Annotated in this window: 16 protein-coding genes; 10 read left to right on the top strand and 6 right to left on the bottom strand. The window is 58.3% G+C overall.

Features of this window, described 5'->3' with window-relative positions:
• Positions 1-11 precede the first annotated feature (11 nt).
• From U5798_RS23360 to U5798_RS23330, 7 genes are all read left to right on the top strand, one after another.
• Positions 12-1,388 carry a DUF1329 domain-containing protein gene (locus U5798_RS23360; RefSeq protein ID WP_322083329.1) on the top strand — a complete coding sequence of 459 codons (1,377 nt, stop codon included), beginning with the start codon at positions 12-14 and terminating at the stop codon, positions 1,386-1,388.
• Between the two features lie 211 nt (positions 1,389-1,599).
• Entirely contained in the window at positions 1,600-2,694 is a 1,095-nt protein-coding gene (locus U5798_RS23355; RefSeq protein WP_322083328.1) for a WD40/YVTN/BNR-like repeat-containing protein, read from the top strand.
• A 29-nt stretch (positions 2,695-2,723) separates the two neighbouring features.
• Positions 2,724-5,177, top strand: a complete 2,454-nt coding sequence (locus U5798_RS23350) for an efflux RND transporter permease subunit (protein ID WP_322083327.1) — start codon at positions 2,724-2,726, stop codon at positions 5,175-5,177.
• A 56-nt stretch (positions 5,178-5,233) separates the two neighbouring features.
• Positions 5,234-6,166: a thiamine pyrophosphate-dependent dehydrogenase E1 component subunit alpha gene (locus U5798_RS23345; protein ID WP_322083326.1), complete on the top strand. Its 933-nt coding sequence runs from the start codon at positions 5,234-5,236 to the stop codon at positions 6,164-6,166.
• Positions 6,163-7,155 carry an alpha-ketoacid dehydrogenase subunit beta gene (locus U5798_RS23340; RefSeq protein ID WP_322083325.1) on the top strand — a complete coding sequence of 331 codons (993 nt, stop codon included), beginning with the start codon at positions 6,163-6,165 and terminating at the stop codon, positions 7,153-7,155. The genes U5798_RS23345 and U5798_RS23340 overlap by 4 nt, the downstream gene beginning before the upstream one ends.
• 26 nt (positions 7,156-7,181) lie before the next feature.
• Complete coding sequence (locus tag U5798_RS23335) at positions 7,182-7,412, top strand: lipoyl domain-containing protein (protein ID WP_322083324.1); 231 nt, start codon at positions 7,182-7,184, stop codon at positions 7,410-7,412.
• 19 nt (positions 7,413-7,431) lie between these two features.
• Positions 7,432-8,181 (top strand): 2-oxo acid dehydrogenase subunit E2, encoded by a 750-nt coding sequence (locus U5798_RS23330; protein ID WP_322083323.1) that lies wholly within the window; start codon positions 7,432-7,434, stop codon positions 8,179-8,181.
• Positions 8,182-8,284: 103 nt separating this feature from the next.
• Here the strand turns inward: U5798_RS23330 and U5798_RS23325 are convergent, their stop codons facing one another.
• The 3 genes from U5798_RS23325 to U5798_RS23315 are packed head-to-tail and all read right to left on the bottom strand — an operon-like array spanning position 8,285 to position 10,786.
• The gene (locus tag U5798_RS23325; RefSeq protein ID WP_322083322.1) at positions 8,285-9,076 is read right to left on the bottom strand and encodes an enoyl-CoA hydratase/isomerase family protein; all 792 of its coding nucleotides are present in this window, start codon (positions 9,074-9,076) and stop codon (positions 8,285-8,287) included.
• Between the two features lie 33 nt (positions 9,077-9,109).
• The gene (locus U5798_RS23320; protein ID WP_322083321.1) at positions 9,110-9,919 is read right to left on the bottom strand and encodes an enoyl-CoA hydratase/isomerase family protein; all 810 of its coding nucleotides are present in this window, start codon (positions 9,917-9,919) and stop codon (positions 9,110-9,112) included.
• 12 nt (positions 9,920-9,931) lie between these two features.
• Positions 9,932-10,786 carry a MaoC/PaaZ C-terminal domain-containing protein gene (locus U5798_RS23315; RefSeq protein ID WP_322083320.1) on the bottom strand — a complete coding sequence of 285 codons (855 nt, stop codon included), beginning with the start codon at positions 10,784-10,786 and terminating at the stop codon, positions 9,932-9,934.
• A gap of 449 nt (positions 10,787-11,235) precedes the next feature.
• On the opposite strand from U5798_RS23315, the gene U5798_RS23310 reads away from it, so the two are divergent.
• From U5798_RS23310 to U5798_RS23300, 3 genes are all read left to right on the top strand, one after another.
• On the top strand, positions 11,236-12,645 hold the full coding sequence (locus tag U5798_RS23310; RefSeq protein ID WP_322083319.1) for an aromatic ring-hydroxylating dioxygenase subunit alpha: 1,410 nt from the start codon (positions 11,236-11,238) through the stop codon (positions 12,643-12,645).
• A 27-nt stretch (positions 12,646-12,672) separates the two neighbouring features.
• The gene (locus tag U5798_RS23305) at positions 12,673-13,035 is read left to right on the top strand and encodes a Rieske (2Fe-2S) protein (protein WP_322083318.1); all 363 of its coding nucleotides are present in this window, start codon (positions 12,673-12,675) and stop codon (positions 13,033-13,035) included.
• Between the two features lie 234 nt (positions 13,036-13,269).
• Positions 13,270-14,427, top strand: a complete 1,158-nt coding sequence (locus U5798_RS23300) for a hypothetical protein (protein WP_322083317.1) — start codon at positions 13,270-13,272, stop codon at positions 14,425-14,427.
• A 416-nt stretch (positions 14,428-14,843) separates the two neighbouring features.
• Here U5798_RS23300 and U5798_RS23295 read toward each other — a convergent pair whose 3' ends face one another.
• The 3 genes from U5798_RS23295 to U5798_RS23285 form a co-directional block, all read right to left on the bottom strand.
• A complete protein-coding gene (locus U5798_RS23295) occupies positions 14,844-15,314 on the bottom strand; it encodes an AMP-binding enzyme (protein WP_415859512.1) in 471 nt (156 codons plus the stop codon).
• Between the two features lie 186 nt (positions 15,315-15,500).
• On the bottom strand, positions 15,501-16,403 hold the full coding sequence (locus tag U5798_RS23290; RefSeq protein ID WP_415859511.1) for an AMP-binding protein: 903 nt from the start codon (positions 16,401-16,403) through the stop codon (positions 15,501-15,503).
• Positions 16,404-16,532: 129 nt separating this feature from the next.
• Positions 16,533-17,468 (bottom strand): 3-keto-5-aminohexanoate cleavage protein, encoded by a 936-nt coding sequence (locus tag U5798_RS23285; RefSeq protein ID WP_322083316.1) that lies wholly within the window; start codon positions 17,466-17,468, stop codon positions 16,533-16,535.
• Positions 17,469-17,824 lie beyond the last annotated feature (356 nt).

The following is a 17,824-nucleotide window of genomic DNA, read 5'->3' as shown; positions in this document are numbered from 1 at the left end:
GAGACTGGGAGATGATCAGCAAGATCAGAGTTTTGCCCGCACTTTTGACGATGGCGATTGCAGGGTCCGCCTTCGCCGCAGTCAGCGCGGAGGATGCGAAGCAGTTGGGCGGTCCGGTGCTGACGCAGTTCGGCGCGGAGAAGGGCGCGAACAAGGATGGAGCCATTCCGGCATACGACGGTAATGGAATCAAGACTCCGAAAGATTGGGACCAGAGTCAACCGGGCCGGCGACCCGATCCGTTCCATGAAAAGCCACTGTTCTCGATCAATGCGCAGAACTGGAAAAACTACGCGGACAAGCTGACCGAGCTTCAGAAGGAGATGTTCAAGAAATATCCGGATTACCGGATGGACGTTTATCCGACGCACCGGACCATGGAGTATCCGAAGTATGTGCTCGACAACACGTCGAAGAATGCGACTTCGTGCAAGACGGTCGATGACGAACTGCGACTCGACGGCTGCTACGCTGGCGTACCGTTTCCGCTCCCGAAGACGGGCAAGGAGGTCATGTGGAATCACTTGCTCTTCTACGGTACTCCGTCTGTCGAGCAGAACATCCGCACGTGGCACGTGCCGCCGTCCGGCAGTGCTTTCCTGTCCAGCGCATCGCGCGGGGTCGAGGAGTTCCCGATTTACGATCCCAAGCGGGCGACTTCGCTGGAGGGCAAAGACATCTACTGGCGCGTTCGCCTGGATGACTACGCGCCCGCGCGTTCGAACGGCCAGAAGCTGATGCTGATCGACGCAATCGACCAACTGGGCATTGGGCGGCGCGCATATCAGTACCTTCCGGGTCAACGTCGTGTCAAGCTGGCGCCGGATCTGGCCTATGACACGCCGCAGCCGACCAATGGCGGCGTCGGAACAGTCGACGATGCAAAGCTGTTCCTGGGCGCGATGGATCGCTTCGACTTCAAGCTGGTCGGAAAGGCGGAAAAGTTCCTGGCCTATAACACCTTCGGCGCGACGGATTACAAGACCTGCCCGGAAGAAAAGCTGACGTCGACGAAACACTTCCCGAACCCGGACTGCATGCGTTGGGAACTGCATCGGGTGTGGGTCGTCGATTCCACGCTTAAGCCAAAGTTCAGGCACATCTACCATCGCCGAACGTTCTACTTCGATGAGGATAGTTACGGCGCTGGTGTGCAGGAGTCCTATGATGCGTCCGGAAAACTCTATCGAGGCGCATATAACACGTTCTATACATACTGGGAAAAGGACGGCGGGAATGACGGCTCGGTGGTCAATATCGACCTCGTGACCGGGGACTACGTCATGCAGGGTACGGCGGCGGCGCCCGGAGCCGGATTCTGGCCGGGCAAATCGAAACCTGACGTCTACTTCAGTCCGGAGGCACTCGCGGGAGAGGGTGTCAAGTAAGTCATGCGAACACCTGCCCCCGGGTTGATGTCGGGGGCAGGGTACCCGTCGGGCGATCGATTTGCTTTCGATACGTTTCACCGTCACATCGAAATCAGTGACGTCGCATACGACGTGCAGAGTCCGATTGTCGTAGAGCATCAAGGTAAAGAGGTGGTCAGTGTCCGTCTCAAATTGTCAATCATATGCGGTGCGCAGCGATAAATCCCGGTTGATCATTCGTTCATGCGCGGCTCTTCTTGCTTCGTTATCGCTTATCGCGCACGGCGTGCAAGCCTTCGAAAACCCGGTGTCGACACCGGCGATGACGAGCGCACTGGCCGCTCGCTCGCCACTCCTTGCTGCCGCCCGTGCGGGTACGAGAATCGTGGCGGTCGGGCTACGCGGAGACATCGTTTATTCAGATGACGATGGAAAATCGTGGAAGCAGGCCAGCGTGCCGGTCAGTACTGACCTGGTCGCCTTGTCCTTTTCCAGCGAGAAGCAGGGCTGGGCGGTCGGGCATGGCGGTGTCGTCGTGCATACGTCGGACGCCGGCGCGACCTGGGTCAAGCAGATGGACGGCGCGCGCTTCTCCGCGCTGACGCTCGACTACTACCAGAAGATGGTCGAGCGCGATCCGTCTCCTGAAGTCAGGCACGCATACGAGCGGGCCAAGGCGCTTGCAACGGACGGCAGCACCCAGGCGTTGCTCGACGTCCATTTCGACAGCGACACGAGCGGGTTTGTGGTGGGGACGTTCAATCGGATATTCCGAACGGAGGACGGCGGAAAGACCTGGACTCCATGGATGGAGCGTACTGAAAATCCGCGCGAATTGCATTTCTATTCGATTCGAAGCGATGGCGCACGCACCTTGCTGACTGGCGAGCAGGGAATAGTATGGCTGATCGATTCGGCGAAACAACGGCTCGTGCCCATGCAGACACCGTACAAGGGAACGTTGTTCGGCTCTGTTCTCGCGGGTTCGAACATTTTCGTGTTCGGCATGCGCGGCACCATCTTTCGCAGCAGCGATGGCGGAAAAAGCTGGGACAGGGTTTCCGCGCCGGGCGAAGCCGGGATAACCGGGGGCGTCGCATTGGACGCCGGTGGATCCAGGTTGCTACTCGTCAACCAGGCCGGCTTCGCGCTTTACAGTCGCGACAGCGGAAAAACCTTCGAGGCGGTGAAGTTCCGTCATCCGATGCCGTACTTTGGCGTCGGCGCAGGACTCCAGCGCGAGCTCACGCTGGTGGGGCCCGTTGGGGTGCAGGTGGAATCGTTGTCGTTGCTCGGCGACGCCAGCGGCAACTCCGCCAAATAATCGAATTCCGCAAGATAGGCTTGAATACCATGGCGACAAAGCACAGCACCGACTCGATGGCGGTCGTCGCAGATCCAAAAGATTTTGACGAGAAATCGGGAAATATTTTGGAGCGGCTCATATTCAACAACAGAATATGGGTCGTGCTTGGCTGCATCGTAGTAACCGCGTTTTTCGCATTTCAATTGCGAGGACTGACCGTCAGCGCAAGTTACGAGAGCATGCTTCCCCGATCGCATCCGTACATCAAGAATTTTCTTGAAAATCGCGGCGAATTGCGGGGCCTGGGCGACACGGTTCGCATTGCAGTCGGGAATCCGCGTGGCGATATCTTCGATCCGACGTATCTCGACACGCTGGCAAAGATCAACGATGAAGTCTTTTTGCTGCCGGGCGTGAACCGCGCGTGGATGAAGTCGATTTTCACGCCGGTCGTGAGATGGACCGAGGTAACGGAGGACGGATTTGTCGGCGGGCCGGTGTTGCCGAATACGTTCAATGGTTCTCCGCAATCCATCGAGCAGCTCAGAATCAATATTGCCCGCGCAGGCGTGGTGGGCAGTCTGGTCGCCAACGATTACCGTTCGAGCATGATCGTCGTGCCGCTCATGGCCAAGGACTCGGACGGCAAGCCGATCGACTACGACGCGTTGTCCGCGAGTCTGGACAAGATCCGTGCGAAATACAGCGTCCCCGGGCCGGATGGCAAGCCGCAAGTCCGTATTCACATTGTCGGCTTCGCAAAGCTGGTCGGCGATCTGATCGACGGACTCGGCAAGGTCATGTACTTCTTTCTGGCCGCGGCGGCTGTCGTCACCTGCGTGATCTATCTCTTTACGCGTTGCATGCGCAGCACGATCCTTGTCGTCGCATGCTCGCTGATCGCGGTCATCTGGCAGCTCGGCATTGTCGTGCTCCTTGGGCGAGGGCTGGATCCATTCTCTATTCTGGTGCCGTTCCTGGTATTCGCCATCGGCGTTTCGCACGGCGCGCAGAAAATGAACGGCATCATGCTCGACATCGGCCGGGGCACCCACAAGTGGGTGGCGGCCCGCTACACGTACCGGCGCCTGTTCTTCGCCGGCATGACCGCGTTGCTCGCGGACGCAGTCGGCTTCGCGGTGCTGACGGTGATCGATATTCCGGTCATTCGCGGACTGGCGATGACAGCCAGCCTTGGCGTCGGCGTGCTGATTTTCACGAATCTGATCTTGTTGCCGGTGCTGCTGTCGTACGTCGGAGTCAGCAACAGGGCGGCCAAACGTGCGCTCAGGGAAAATCAGCAGGAAGCGAGCGGTGGCGGGTTCGGCCATATCTGGAGTCTTCTCGACCGCTTTACCGAGCGAGGTTGGGCGATTGCGGCCGTGCTGGTCGCAATCGTTCTCGCCGTCGTCGGCTATATCGGCGGGCAGAAATTGCAGGTGGGTGATCTCGACGCCGGCGCACCGGAACTCCGGCCGAAATCGCAATATAACGTCGACAATGCGTTCATCACCGGGCACTACGGAATCTCGAGCGACGAGTTTGCCGTCATCGTCAAGACGCCCAATGGAAAATGCGGCACGTACGAAAACCTGGTGGAAGCCGATCGCCTCGCCTGGACGCTCGCGCAGCTGCCCGGCGTGCAGCAAACCTCTTCGCTCGGGGACACGGTTCGGTCGTACACGATGGGTTCGTTCGACGGCAATCCGAAATGGATGACGATCAGCGAGAGCCAGGGATTGATCGATCCGCAAATTAACAACGCGGTGTCGTGGAACTCGGAGTATCTCAATGGCGATTGCACGGTGCTGCCGGTGATTGCCTATCTGTCGGATCACAAGGCCGCCACGCTCGACAGGGTGACGCAGGCCGCGAGTGCCTTTGCCGCCGCGCACGATACGAACGATCGCAAGTTCCTGCTCGCGGCGGGCAACTCGGGCGTCGACGCGGCGACAAACATCGTCGTCAAGCAGGCAAATCAGACGATGCTCGTTTATGTCTATGGCGCGGTCATCCTCCTGTGTGCGCTGACTTTCCGCAACTGGCGTGCGGTCGTGGTCGCAGTGCTTCCGCTGGTACTCACCTCGTTGCTCGCGGAAGCGATCATGGCTCAGATCGGTATCGGCGTGAAGGTCGCGACACTGCCTGTTGTCGCGCTTGGCGTCGGCATTGGCGTCGACTACGCGCTCTATCTGCTGAGTGTTCAGCTTGCACATCAGCGGCACGGGGAAAGTCTTTCGGATGCGTACAAGAAGGCCGTTGGCTTTACCGGAAAGGTGGTCGGTCTGGTTGGCGTTACGTTGGCTGCGGGGGTCGTCACGTGGGCGTGGTCTCCGATCAAGTTCCAGGCCGACATGGGGATCATGCTGACCTTCATGTTCCTCTGGAACATGGTGGGTGCCCTCGTCCTGATTCCGGCCTTGTCGTATTTCTTTCTCAGGAATGTCCGTTGCGTAAAACCATCTCCAGTCATTCAGCTGGATCAATTGAGGGGTCAATGATGAGTCGACAACAAGTTGTACCTGACCGGAAAACGTTGGTCGACATGTACCGGAAGATGACGCTGATCAAGCAGAACGATGAGCGATTCCGGTCCGTGATCAAGTCAGGCAAGCTGGTTATGCCGTATTACTCGCCGCGTGGCCAGGAAGTGATTCCGTCGGCAATTTCGGTGCATCTTTCGCACGAGGATTACATCTGCACGATCTACCGAGGCGTACACGACATGCTTGCCAAAGGGGTTCCCGCGAAGCTCCTGTGGGCCGAACTCGCCGGCAAGGCGACGGGCACATGCAAGGGAAAGGGCGGCCCCATGCACGTCACGCATCCGGACAAGGGCGTGATGGTGACGACCGGCATCGTCGGCAGCAGCATGCCGATTGCGAATGGTCTGGCGCTCGCCGCGCAAATTCGCGGCGAGAAGCGTGTGACGGTCGCATATTTTGGCGACGGAGCAAGCAACATCGGTGCGTTTCACGAGGCACTCAATCTCGCGTCTGTTTGGAAGCTGCCGGTCATCTTCGTGTGTCAAAACAACGGATACGCGGAGCACACGAAATATGCAGCGGGGACTTCGGTCGCTCGCATCGCGGACAGAGCGAGCGGTTATTCGATGCCCGGCCTCCATGTCGACGGAAATGATCCGTTGGCGATGTGGAATGCAGCATCCGAAGCTGTGAACCGTGCTCGAGCGGGAGAAGGTCCGACCCTGATCGAGGCGATGACTTTCCGTTTCCACGGTCACGTGTTCGGCGACGCAGACGGCTATATGGACAGGGGGGAAAAGGAAGCGGCGATGGCGCGCGACCCGGTGCCGAACTACCGCGCGTGGCTCATCGAAAACGGCTATGCGACCGACGAAGAATTGTCGCTGATGGAGTCCGCTATCGATCAGGAAATCGACGAAGCACTGGAGTTTGCGATGTCGAGTCCGTATCCGGATGTCGCGGAACTGCGACGCGATGTCTATGCCCAGGAGATGCCAGCATGAGCGTTGGAAAAGACAACATGAATACGATCCAGGCCATCAACCTGGCGCTGGACGACGCGCTCGCCAACGATCCGAATGTCATCCTGTTCGGCGAGGATGTCGCGGACCGCGAAGAAGGTGGCGTAGTCGGTGTGACGAAGGGCTTGTCGACGAAGCATGGCGACAGTCGAGTACGTTCGACACCGATCTCGGAGCAAGCGATTATCGGCGCGGCGATCGGCGCTTCTCTCGCCGGTATGCGTCCCGTTGCCGAAATCATGCTGATGAATTTCACGACCGTCGCGATGGACATGATCGTGAACCATGCGGCGAAGCTTCGCTTTATGTCGGGCGGTCAGACACACGTGCCGATCACGATTCGCACGATGACGGGTGCCGGGTTCAGCACGGGCGGGCAGCATTCGGATTTTCTGGAAGCGTGGTTTGCGCATACGGCCGGAATGAAGGTCGTCGCGCCGTCCAATCCGGCCGATGCATACGGTCTGCTGCTCTCATGCATCGACGACGATGATCCATGCATTTTTGTCGAGAACATGGTCGGCTACTGGACGCCTGGCGCTCCGCCGGAGCGCGGGGTGCGAATTCCGCTCGGCAAGGCAAACGTCGTTCGTCAGGGCAATGACGTGACCGTCATCTCATACAGCCGCCAGGTGGGGGAGAGTGTGGCGGTTGCGGACAAGCTGGCAAAGGAAGGGATCAGCGTCGAAGTCGTGGACCTGCGCACCATTTCGCCGCTGGACTCAGAGACGATCCTCAAATCCGTGGCGAAGACCGGGCGTGCAGTCATTGTCCACGAGGCGGTCAAGAATTTCGGTGTCGGTGCGGAAGTGGCGGCGTGCATTCAGGAGGAACTGTTCGGGACGCTCAAGGCTCCCGTGCGTCGCGTCGCGTCGCACTTCTGTCCGGTGCCGTTTTCGAAGCCGTTGGAGACCGCGTTCGTGCCGAGTCAGGATCAGATTGAAGCTGCCGTGCGATCGACGCTCGGCTGATCATATTTTCTTAAGCTGGAGTCAATGTGACCACACAAGTTCTGTTTCCCAAGATTGGTTTCTCGATGGAAGAGGGTACGCTCGCCGAATGGCTGGTCGAAGACGGAGCGAGCGTCAGCGAGGGCCAACCCTTGTACAGTCTCGAAAGCGACAAGTCGATTCAGGAGATCGCTTCGCCCGCATCGGGCAAGGTGAAAATTCTTTCGACGGTGGGCGAGGTCTACAAGGTCGGCGACGTATTGGCGGAAATCGCCTGAACGCTACAGGGGGCATACGATGAGTACAGGACTCGAACTGGATCTTCCTGCGTGGCCCAATGTCGATTTTGCGGCATTCGGGGAGACCGAGACTGTGCCGCTGTCGCGCATTCAGAAGCTGGGCGCGAGATATCTCGCGCGCAACTGGGTCGCGATTCCGCACGTCACGCATCACGATGACGTCGACATCACGGAGCTCGAGACGTTGCGCAAGAAACTGTGCGACGAATCGGGCGTCAAGGTGACATTGCTTGCCTTTCTCATCAAGGCCGTGGCTTCGGGGCTCAGAGCGTTTCCGAGCTTCAACGCGTCGCTCGATGCGAGTCGTCAGAATCTCGTGCTCAAGAAGTATTTTCACGTCGGGTTTGCCGTGGATTCGCCGAAGGGTCTTGTCGTGGCGGTGATACGGGATTGCGACCAGAAGAACGTAGTTCAACTGGCGCAGGAGATCTCGAGCCTGTCCCTGGCTGCACGCGAGAAAGGGCTTCCGTTGACCGACATGAGTGGTGGCTGCATGACCGTCAGTTCGCTCGGGCACATCGGCGGAACAGGCTTCACACCGATCCTGAATGCGCCGGAGGTTGCGATTCTGGGGGTCATGAAGGCGCAGTGGAAGCCGGTGCGCGAGTCCGGCGGTACGGGGTGGCGGTTGATGCTCCCGGTGTCGCTAAGCTACGATCATCGGGTGCTCAATGGCGCGGACGTCGCGCGTTTCGTCGTTCACCTCGGTGAAGTGCTTGGTTCTCCCGGCACGCTCGAGTTGCAATGAGCGTGCGGTCTGGTGCGTCTCGATGCGTGCCAGACCGCGACCAGCCGCTTGGATTCATCTTGACGTTGCACTGGGCGCGTAACAGCGCCCAATGCAACCGTGCTCAATCAAACGCCGGTTTTGTTCTCGCCAGCGTCGCCCTCACGCCTTCACAGAAATCCGCAGTCGCCGCGCACTGTGCGATGGCCTTCGACTCTTCGGCAATTTGCTCGACTACACCTGGGTACGCGGCGCGATTCAGGAGTCGCTTCGTATTGGCGGCCGCCACGGCAGGGCCTGCCGCGAGACGGCTTGTCAGACTTCGAACCGCTTCCTCAAGGTTCGCATCCGGAATGACTTGACTGACGATACCGAGATCAAGCGCCTCGCCGGCGCTGACGCGGTCGCCGAGCAGCGCGAGCCGTTTCGCCGCCTTGATGCCCATCGCGCCGACGAGCAGGCTGCTCAACCCGCAATCCAGCGTGATGCCGAGGAAGATATGCGGCGCAAGAAAATAACTGCTGCTCGCGCAGATCACGAAATCTGCCGCGAGACAGATCGCGAGGCCCGCCCCGGCGACTGCGCCACGGGTCGCCGCAACGACCGGCTTGGTGCAGTCGAGCAGTACCTGGGGCAAGCGATTTCCGACGAGGAGGCGTCGTTCGAACATGTCGTAACGTTCATCGGGAGTTAGCGATAGTGTCTCACCGAAACTCTTCACGTCTCCTCCTCCGGAGAAATGCTCGCCTTCGCCGCGAATCAGCACGCATTTGACGTCGGGGTCATGGTCGGCCGCGCGCACGAGCGTGATTAGCCCGGCCGTGACATCGGGACTCAGCGCATTCCGGGCCTCTGGTCGATTCAGTGTGATGCAGGCGACGCGATCCGAGACGGCGTATTTGATCTGTTCTGACATGAGCAAATGCATTGAAGATTGGGGGCGCGCGGATTAGCGCGAGACGTACTGCGGCTTGCGACCCTCGAGAAACGCGGAGACGCCTTCTCTCAGTTCCGCGTTCTGGAGGATCGACAACCCTTCGCATGCGAGCGAATTATCGAGAACGGACGCGACCATCTGACGCAGTGGAATGTTGGTGCACATCTTCGTATAGCGAATGGCCGACTGCGCGCCGCGGGCCAGTTGCGATGCAAAGCGCTCGACGGTTGTGTCAAGATCGGCAGCCGGTACCGCGTAGTTGATGAGACCGATACGGGCGGCTTCCGTCGCATCAAGACTGTTTCCGGTCAGTAGGAATTCCTTCGCTTTCGCATAGCCGACGAGCTGAGGCCAGATCAGTACACCACCGTCTCCGGCGACCAGACCGATCCGGACATGCGGATCGGCAATGCGTGCGGTGTCGACGGCGATGATGATGTCGGAAAGCAGCGCGATCGTTGCGCCCAGGCCGATCGCATCGCCATTGATGCGGCAGATGATCGGCTTCGGACAATCAAGAATGCCCATGACGATCTTTCGACCCTCACGCAGCGACGTCAAGAATGGGGGGTGTTCGTCGAGCTGACTATTGACCCATTGCAAGTCGCCGCCGGCGCAGAATGCGCGACCTTCGCCCGTCAGCACGATGACCGACACATCCGGGTCGTCGGCGAGATCGTGGAAAATCGTCGACAGTTCGTGATGTAGGCCTGCATTGATCGCGTTCAGCGAGTCGGGACGATTGATGGAAACGGTGGCGATTCCGGCGTCACGCTTGACTGCGAGATTCGTGTAGTTCGAATAGGGTATCGATTGGCTCATTTTGCTGATGTCTCACTGTGCGATTTCGGCGCGACCGTTGTTCAGTACGACGACGTCGCGCTCGGCGACCCTCGCGCTGAAACTGACGATCGAACCGTCGAGCCACATCTCGGTAACGATGGTCTCGCCTGGATAGACAGGGGAGGAAAAGCGGAGGCTCAGTGAACGCAGAAGCAGCGGATCGTTGTCGCAATAGGTTTGCAATACGGCTCGCGTCGCGACGCCAAGTGTGCACAGGCCATGCAGAATCGGGCGGTCGAAACCCGCCTTGCGTGCCAATGACGGATCCGCGTGGATCGGGTTGTAGTCGCCGGACAATCGATAGAGAAGCGCTGCCTGCGGAAGGGTCGGCAGGCTACAACGGGCGTCGGCCGGACGATCCGGTATCGCATGGGGTGAGGGCGCTTCCGTGGTTGTGCCGCCGCATCCGCCGTCGCCTCGTAGCACGTAGGTCGACGTGACCGTGCTGACGAGGTTCATCGACTCCTTCTCTCGAAGCTGTTTCTCCTGATACAGCAATGCGCCCTTGCCGGGCCCCTTGTCGATCACCTTCGACACGCGGAAGCTGCCGATGTAGGTCTTGCCGACTTCGAGCGGCTGATGCGTTTCAAAGCTCTGCTCGCCATGCAGCAGCTTCACCCAGTCGATCTCGAGCGCGGGCTCTTTCACCCAGCCGCCGGGATGCGAGATGACGTTGACCATCGACGGAAATACCTTGAGGCCGTGCTCGTACGCAAACTGCAGGTGTCCGGGGTCGTCAGGCTGACTTCCCGCACCGATTCCGAGGGCATACAACATGCAATCGCGCGCAGTGAGCGGGTGTTCGAGTTCCGGAAATTGCTTCGTGAGTACCTTTTCGAGATTCATGGTTCCTGGATGGGTAGATAGGCAAATGATCGGGCTTTTCCCTAGGGTGGCAAGCCACGCATGTGGTTCTCTGGAATACTATAGGCAAGCATACGACATATGTCTACCGGCGCATCACGGAAGCGACTGACACCCTGCTCGCAGTGCCGGCCTACACCGAAAGTCAACGATGCTGCGTATACGGCTTATTGCGGCGCTGACATTCGGTGACGGCGCGCACGAGCCCACCAGGCAGGGTAAAAGGGGCGCGCTCGCTCAGGGTGCGCTGTGCAGCGCCCGCGGAACTGCGCGGAATGCCTACGGTGCCGAGTGAATATAGATATGCTTGCATATCGTATCCGTTGATATATATCATGAGCCTACCGAAGAGGAGCGTGCAAGCTTCACCACGGGTGCCGCGACGATCAAGGCATTCCGATACCTACACATGATGCAAAGGAGATGGCAGGATGAGCAACAACAATGCCGGCGACCGCAAGCGTGGTCACTCGTCAAGCGTGAGCCCCCTGGTTTGCAAGCTGCTCGAGAGAGATAGCCGTCCGCCTCCGGCAGCGCTGCGCTCTTGCGGAAATACGGAGCCCGGCGCCCGCGCCATTCCGTTCGCTCACTACTGGGATCCCGAAATCGCATCCCTCGAGACGGAGCGAATCTGGAAGAAAACATGGCAGTTCGCGTGCCGGGAAGAGGACATCCCGGAAGTTGGCGATCGCATCAATTACGACGTCGGCAACCTGTCCTTCATGATCGTGCGAAGCGCGCCGAACGAAATTCGCGCGTTCCATAATTCATGTCTGCATCGCGGCACGCGTTTGTGCGGCGGCCGCAGTTCTGGCGAGCACGTTCGCTGTCCGTTCCACGGTTGGGAATGGCATCTCGATGGCAGCCTGAAGCATATTCCGAGTCGATGGGATTTTCCGCAGATCTCGGACGGTGAGTACCGTTTGCCGGAAGCCAAGGTCGGAACATGGGGCGGCTTCGTCTTCATCAACCCGGATTCGAATGCCGCGCCGCTGTCGGACGCGCTGGGTGTGTTGCCCAAGCATTTCGAGAGCTGGAAGCCCGAGGACCGCTTCACATTCGTCCATGTGCGAAAGCTTGTTCGCGCCAACTGGAAGGTGACGCTGGAGGCCTTTCTCGAAGCGTATCACGTCATCGAAACGCACGCCGACGCACTGCCGTTTACCGGTGATGCGTCGACGCAGTACGACATCTGGGATGACGGAAAGAGTCATATTAGCCGACTGATCACGCCGCTTGGTATTCCGAGCCCGCATCTCGGCGACGACGCGTCGGAGCAAATCGCGCTCGATGCCGTCACGCAGGTCTTCGCGATGGCAATGGGCCCTGACGCAGTCATGCCGAAATTCGACGCATCGGCCGGCCGAGGGCGAGCCGAACTCGCGGAGTGGCGCCGGAAGGCAATGGGTGCTGCATTGGGACGCGACTTTACCTCTTTGTCCGATGCGGAGCTGGTCGACACGATTCAGTACTTCATGTTCCCGAATTTCTGTCCCTGGTATGGAGAGGGGCTGCCGTTGACGTATCAGTTCCTGCCGTACAAGGACAATCCGAACGAATCGGTCATGGTCATTCGCCTGCTGCTTCCGCTTCCCGGCAATCATGTACCGCGTCCGCCGTCTGCACCGGTCGTGGAACTGGGTTTCGACGATACGTTCGATACCGTGCCGCAGCTTGGCCTGATCAGCCACATCTTCGAGCAGGACATGTGCAATCTGCCCAACATCCAGGCCGGCCTGAAGTCGGCGAGCGAGAAACATGCGTTCACGACGCCGGGGCAGTATCAGGAAAGCCGTATCAGTCATTTCCATGAGACGCTCGACCGTTACCTCGACATTTGAAGGCGGTCAAGTCCGGGAGGGGAACCTGTGAGCGACGACGACTTTGTCGATGTGATGGCAGCGGCCGACTTGCCGGTCCGTGGGCAACGTGCGGCATGCGTGAGCGGCCGTAACATCCTTGTTTGCAGAATAGACACGGGGGTTTATGCATTCGCCAATCTCTGTCCGCATGCCCGGCAACCCCTCGAAGGTGGAATCGTGGATGCACGTACGATTCATTGCCCGCGTCACGGTGCCCGTTTCGACGTCGAAAGCGGGCAGGCCGTGAACGCGGTGACTCACCTACCGCTGACGACGTATGCCGCTCGTGAGCGCCACGGACGCATCGAAGTCAAGGTGCCGCCACTAAGACAACAAGGTTATCTCCCTGACTTCTTCAAGTCAGGATAGATCGATGTTAAATAAGACTTAACGATTTTTATCGAAATTGTAATGTGCATAATGACGGGGATTGTAAAAAATGAGAAGAACATTACGCACAACGGAATTATTATGAAATGCGGAATGTCGGCAGCATGAAAACCTCTTGGTTCAAGAAGAAAATGTTGTCGATCTGGGCAGTGTTTTCCGGAATGCAAGTGCGTTACCTGATCGTGGATCCACGTACTCCAAGGAGACTATCGCATGTTTTTTAATAAGAGATTGAACCGCGCAGCCAAGTTCGGTCGCGGAAAGACGAACGCTGGCCGCAAGAAAGTAGCTGTCCGTGTGATCGGATGTTTGCTGGCCGCTGGATTCTTGAGTGCCGGATCCGCTTCGATGGCCCAGTTGCTTGGCGGGTCACCTCAGGTCACGGAGTATGCGCTGCCGAACCTCGCAGCTGGTCCGTGCGAACTAAAGTTCGATAGCCGCGGAATTCTGTGGATCGAAGACATTCTCGCGAGTGCGATATCTCGATTTGACCCGAGCTCCGGAAGGTTCACTTCCTTTCCGCTAGGCCAGCCGGCAGCCGTGCCAGGGGGAATGGAGATCGGCCCGGACGGAGCACTTTGGTTTCCTCAGGTGGCGGCGAACGTCATCACACGACTTGATACGACGAACGGGGCGATGCAGAACTACCCGATTCCAGTTGGTCAAATTCTGAAAACGCCGATCAGTGTCGGCACGGCCTTGGCGAGTGCGATTGCAGCGGGTAAAGACGGTGCAATGTGGTTCAGCCTGTCTGGTGTCAATGCTGTAGGTCGAATCGACGTATTGACGAAAAACATTGAAATTATTCCGTTGCCTACACCTCTCTCGACGGTGAGTGTGGCGACTCAGATCATCCAACCTGGGCCAGGAAACACAATGGTGATTTCGCTTGCGGCCGCTAACAAGATTGCAACGATCGACGTCTTTACCAGGCAAATCAATGAGTACAACGTGCCTACACCGGCGGCGTTGCCGCAGGGCGTAACTACAGACCACAACGGAATAATCTGGTTTACGGAAACGGCAGCTCAGAAATTCGGACGTCTCGATGTCAATTCCGGAAATATCATCGAATACGATATGTTGTCGTTTCAGGGCCTGACGGCAAACTTGCTGTCATCGCTTGGTATGCCGTTACCGTTCCCTGGTCCGATCCGGGAGGGGTCGGATGGAAACATCTATATTGCAGAAGGTGGATTTGAGGGCGGGAACAAGATCGCGCAATTTAATCCCGCTACCAACACCCTCAAGGAGTTTCCCGTGCATACACCCTTGGCGGGGATTTGCGATCTTAACAGCACTCGAGCAGGGCAAATTTGGTTCGGTGAATTTACCGGAAACAGCATTGGAAAGTTGACGTTCGGTAGCTGACACGTCCAGCTTGATCGAGACGAGGCGCTGGCCGGAGGGGGCACATGCCAGCGCCAAGCAAATCGTTGGAGGCGTTAATCGAGCCGATGATCAAAAGGGGGGCTGTCGGTCCACTGATGCCGTGTGGCAAGCCTATGTTCAGTATCGGTCGGAGGTAGGCATTCCCAGGGCATGTCCGGGATTGGCGTGTTGGTTTCCATATTGCTGTTACGTCCCCTTGACGCATGGCAATCGCGTGCGAAAGAAATGCACGACGCCACATTTTTCTCTGCTCGCGGAAGCGATGTGTCTGACCGAAGCCGCTGCTCCAGAACCTTAAAACTACCAGCCTATTGATCACCGACTGGATAGCGTTCTACAAGCATCGACGGCTAAACCAGGCACTGAAGGACATCCTCAATAGTTGAGAGAATGACCTACTGCTTATGAGTTTGGCGAGAAAGAGGGGTTGTTCGGTACTGCTCCTTGAGAACCCGCCGCAACAGCTTTCCCGACTCATTCCTCGGCAGTGTCATCGTGAAATCGATGCTTCGCGGACATTTCAGCTTAGATAGCTGGCTTGCGCAGAATGCCTGCAGATCGGCAACCGATACACGTCCGATGTAGTCGGCTTTCAATTGGACGACTGTCTTTATATGCTCGCCGTAGACTGGATCTGGCACGCCTACCACAGCGACATCGCATATAGAAGGATGTACAGCAAGGACGTTTTCGATCTCAAGTGGGTAGACGTTGACACCCCCGGTGACGATCAAGTCGGCGCGCCGGTCACTGATGTACAGATAGCCATCCGAATCGACGTGACCGAGGTCGCCGTATGTGCTCCAGCCATGGTCGTCGATCGCTGACGCCGTTTTTGCTGCGTCGTTGTGGTACGTGAAACTCACGCCCCCGCTAAAGAAGATATGCCCGACCTCACCGGCGACGAGTTCGGCGCCATCGTCTCCGACGATATGGACCTTCCCGGTAATAGGGCGGCCGACTGAACCACGATGCCGCAGCCAGTCGTATGAGTCGATATAAGCGAGTCCTGCGTTTTCCGTACCCGCATAATACTCGGTCAGGATCGGGCCTCACCAATCAATCATATGTTCCTTGACATTGTCAGGACATGGCGCGGCCGAATGGAGCGCCAAGCGCATCGACGCCAAATTGCGGTGCCGCCGAATTTCATCGGGCAAGGCGAGTATGCGTATGAACATGGTCGGCACCCAATGCGAGTGCGTGATGCGATATCGCTCAATGGCATCAAGCGCGGCTTCAGCATCGAACTTGTCCATGACTACGGCCGTCCCGCCGCATTCGATGACGCGTATGTTGAAGCGCCCGGTCGAATGGTAGAGCGGTGACGGATGTAGATAGCGTGTGTCGCGCGACAATTCGAAGAGCGCTCGCAGGCGTTGCTCGAGTTCCGGGAGCACGAAGCGATCTTCATGTCGAACGAGTGGGCGGCGAATTCCCTTGGGTTTTCCCGTTGTTCCAGACGAGTAAATGAACTCGCGGCCGAGTGGGCGGCGCGGCAGCTCGACGCCGTCCGGAACGGCTCGGATTGCCGCTTGGTACGAATGCGGATCGTTGCCCGGGCCGTCGACGTCAACATGGCGGATATCGGCCGCCGCTGTCGCTGTCGTGGTTCGGAGTTGCTCACCGATTGAAGCAGTCTTCGACGTGGTAAACAGCAGTTTGGCCGAGCAGTCGTCCAGAATGTCGGCTACCTCGCGAGCGGTCAAATGGATGCTTAAGGGCGTGTAGTAGAGACCGGCTCGACGGGCGCCAAACCATAGCTCGAAAGTGCCGGGATGATTCTCCATCAGCATCGCTATGCCGTCTCCCGGCTCGAGACCAACGGAAATGAGCCAATGCGCGACTTGTGTCGCTCGTCTGTCGAGCGCCTCGTACGTGATGGATTCTCCGCCCGCCATGACTACGGCGGCCTTTTGCGGGTGTTTCAACGCATTTTCGTGCAGCAGATCCATCTCCGGGCCCCCTGACTTCATGATTTCGCGTGCGAGATCGACTTCAATGCCTCTCTCGCCGCACACCTCGATCGAGGTGCGCGGATCGGGATGACACCTCGATGGAGCAAGTGGATTCGCGGTGCCGACTCAGAATCCAACCTGATCCTGACCTTTGAGGTCGAGCATTTGACGCGCGTCATCTGGCGTTGCGATTTCGAGGGAAAGCTCCTGCAGGATGCGGCGAATTTTCGCAACCTGCTCTGCGTTGGACTCTGCAAGGCGGCCACGGCCGATATACAGGCTGTCTTCCAGGCCAACGCGTACGTGACCGCCAAAGAGCGCGCTCTGCGTCACAAATCGCATCTGATGACGGCCTGCAGCGAGTACCGACAAATAGTAGTCGTCGCCAAAGAGGCGGTCGGCGACGGCCTTCATATGCGCGAGATTCTCCAGATCGGCACCGGCACCGCCGAGAATGCCGAAAATGCATTGGATCAGGAACGGCGGCTTCAGAAGTCCGCGACGAACGAAGTGATCGAGCGTGTACAAGTGTCCGACGTCGTAGCACTCGAACTCGAATTTGACGCCATGTCGATGCCCGAGCTCGACGATGATCGTTTCGATATCTTGAAACGTGTTCTTCAGGACGAAGTCCTTTGTGCTCTCGAGATAAGGGCGCTCCCAGTCGTGCTTGAATTGATCGATTTTTTCCGCGGCGCCGGAAATGTTGAAATTGATCGACCCCATGTTGAGTGACGCGACTTCGGGGCAGGCGGCACGTGCCGCTTCGACGCGCTGGTCCATCGACATGCCAAGTCCTGCGCCGGTGCTGACGTTCAGAACTGCGTCACATCGCCGCTTGATCGCAGGCAGGAATTGCATGAACAGATCCGCACTCGCAGAGGGGCGCCCTGTCTCGGGATCGCGCGCGTGCAGATGAATGATGGAAGCGCCTGCCTGTGCGGCCCCGACAGCCGCTTCCGCAATTTCCTCAGGTGTGACGGGAAGCGCACTCGACATGGTGGGAGTGTGGATCGAACCCGTGACGGCACAGGTGATGATGACTTTGTCTGCCTTGCGCATGACGTCTCCAAATGGTGGGTGAATGTAGTCCGGCCGGCGAGGGCTCCGGACAGTGCGGGCCTCGGTCAACTCCGTTCCACGTTTTTTCGATAGCATATCATGCGCACGCATACTATATATGTGCGTGCCAAACATCAGACGATGACTAGGAGTGGGTTCCGCGCTTCGCCGAAGACGCTTTGTCGATGGTCGCGGAACACTGCTACGTACACCCGGTGGCGACGACGTGGCGCGCTGGCGATCACGACTGCGGCAAGTCGCAGCGACAAGAGTATCCTCTTGCATATCGTATGCATCCGTACTAATATGGCTTCCGTCGGGCGGGCGATTCGATCGCCCGGCCCTCCTTACCGACT

It is taken from the genome of Burkholderia sp. BCC1972 (assembly GCF_905339605.1).
GTDB lineage: Bacteria > Pseudomonadota > Gammaproteobacteria > Burkholderiales > Burkholderiaceae > Burkholderia.
Note: the sequence above shows the minus strand (reverse complement) of the source record. Positions and strands in the feature narration are given on the sequence as shown.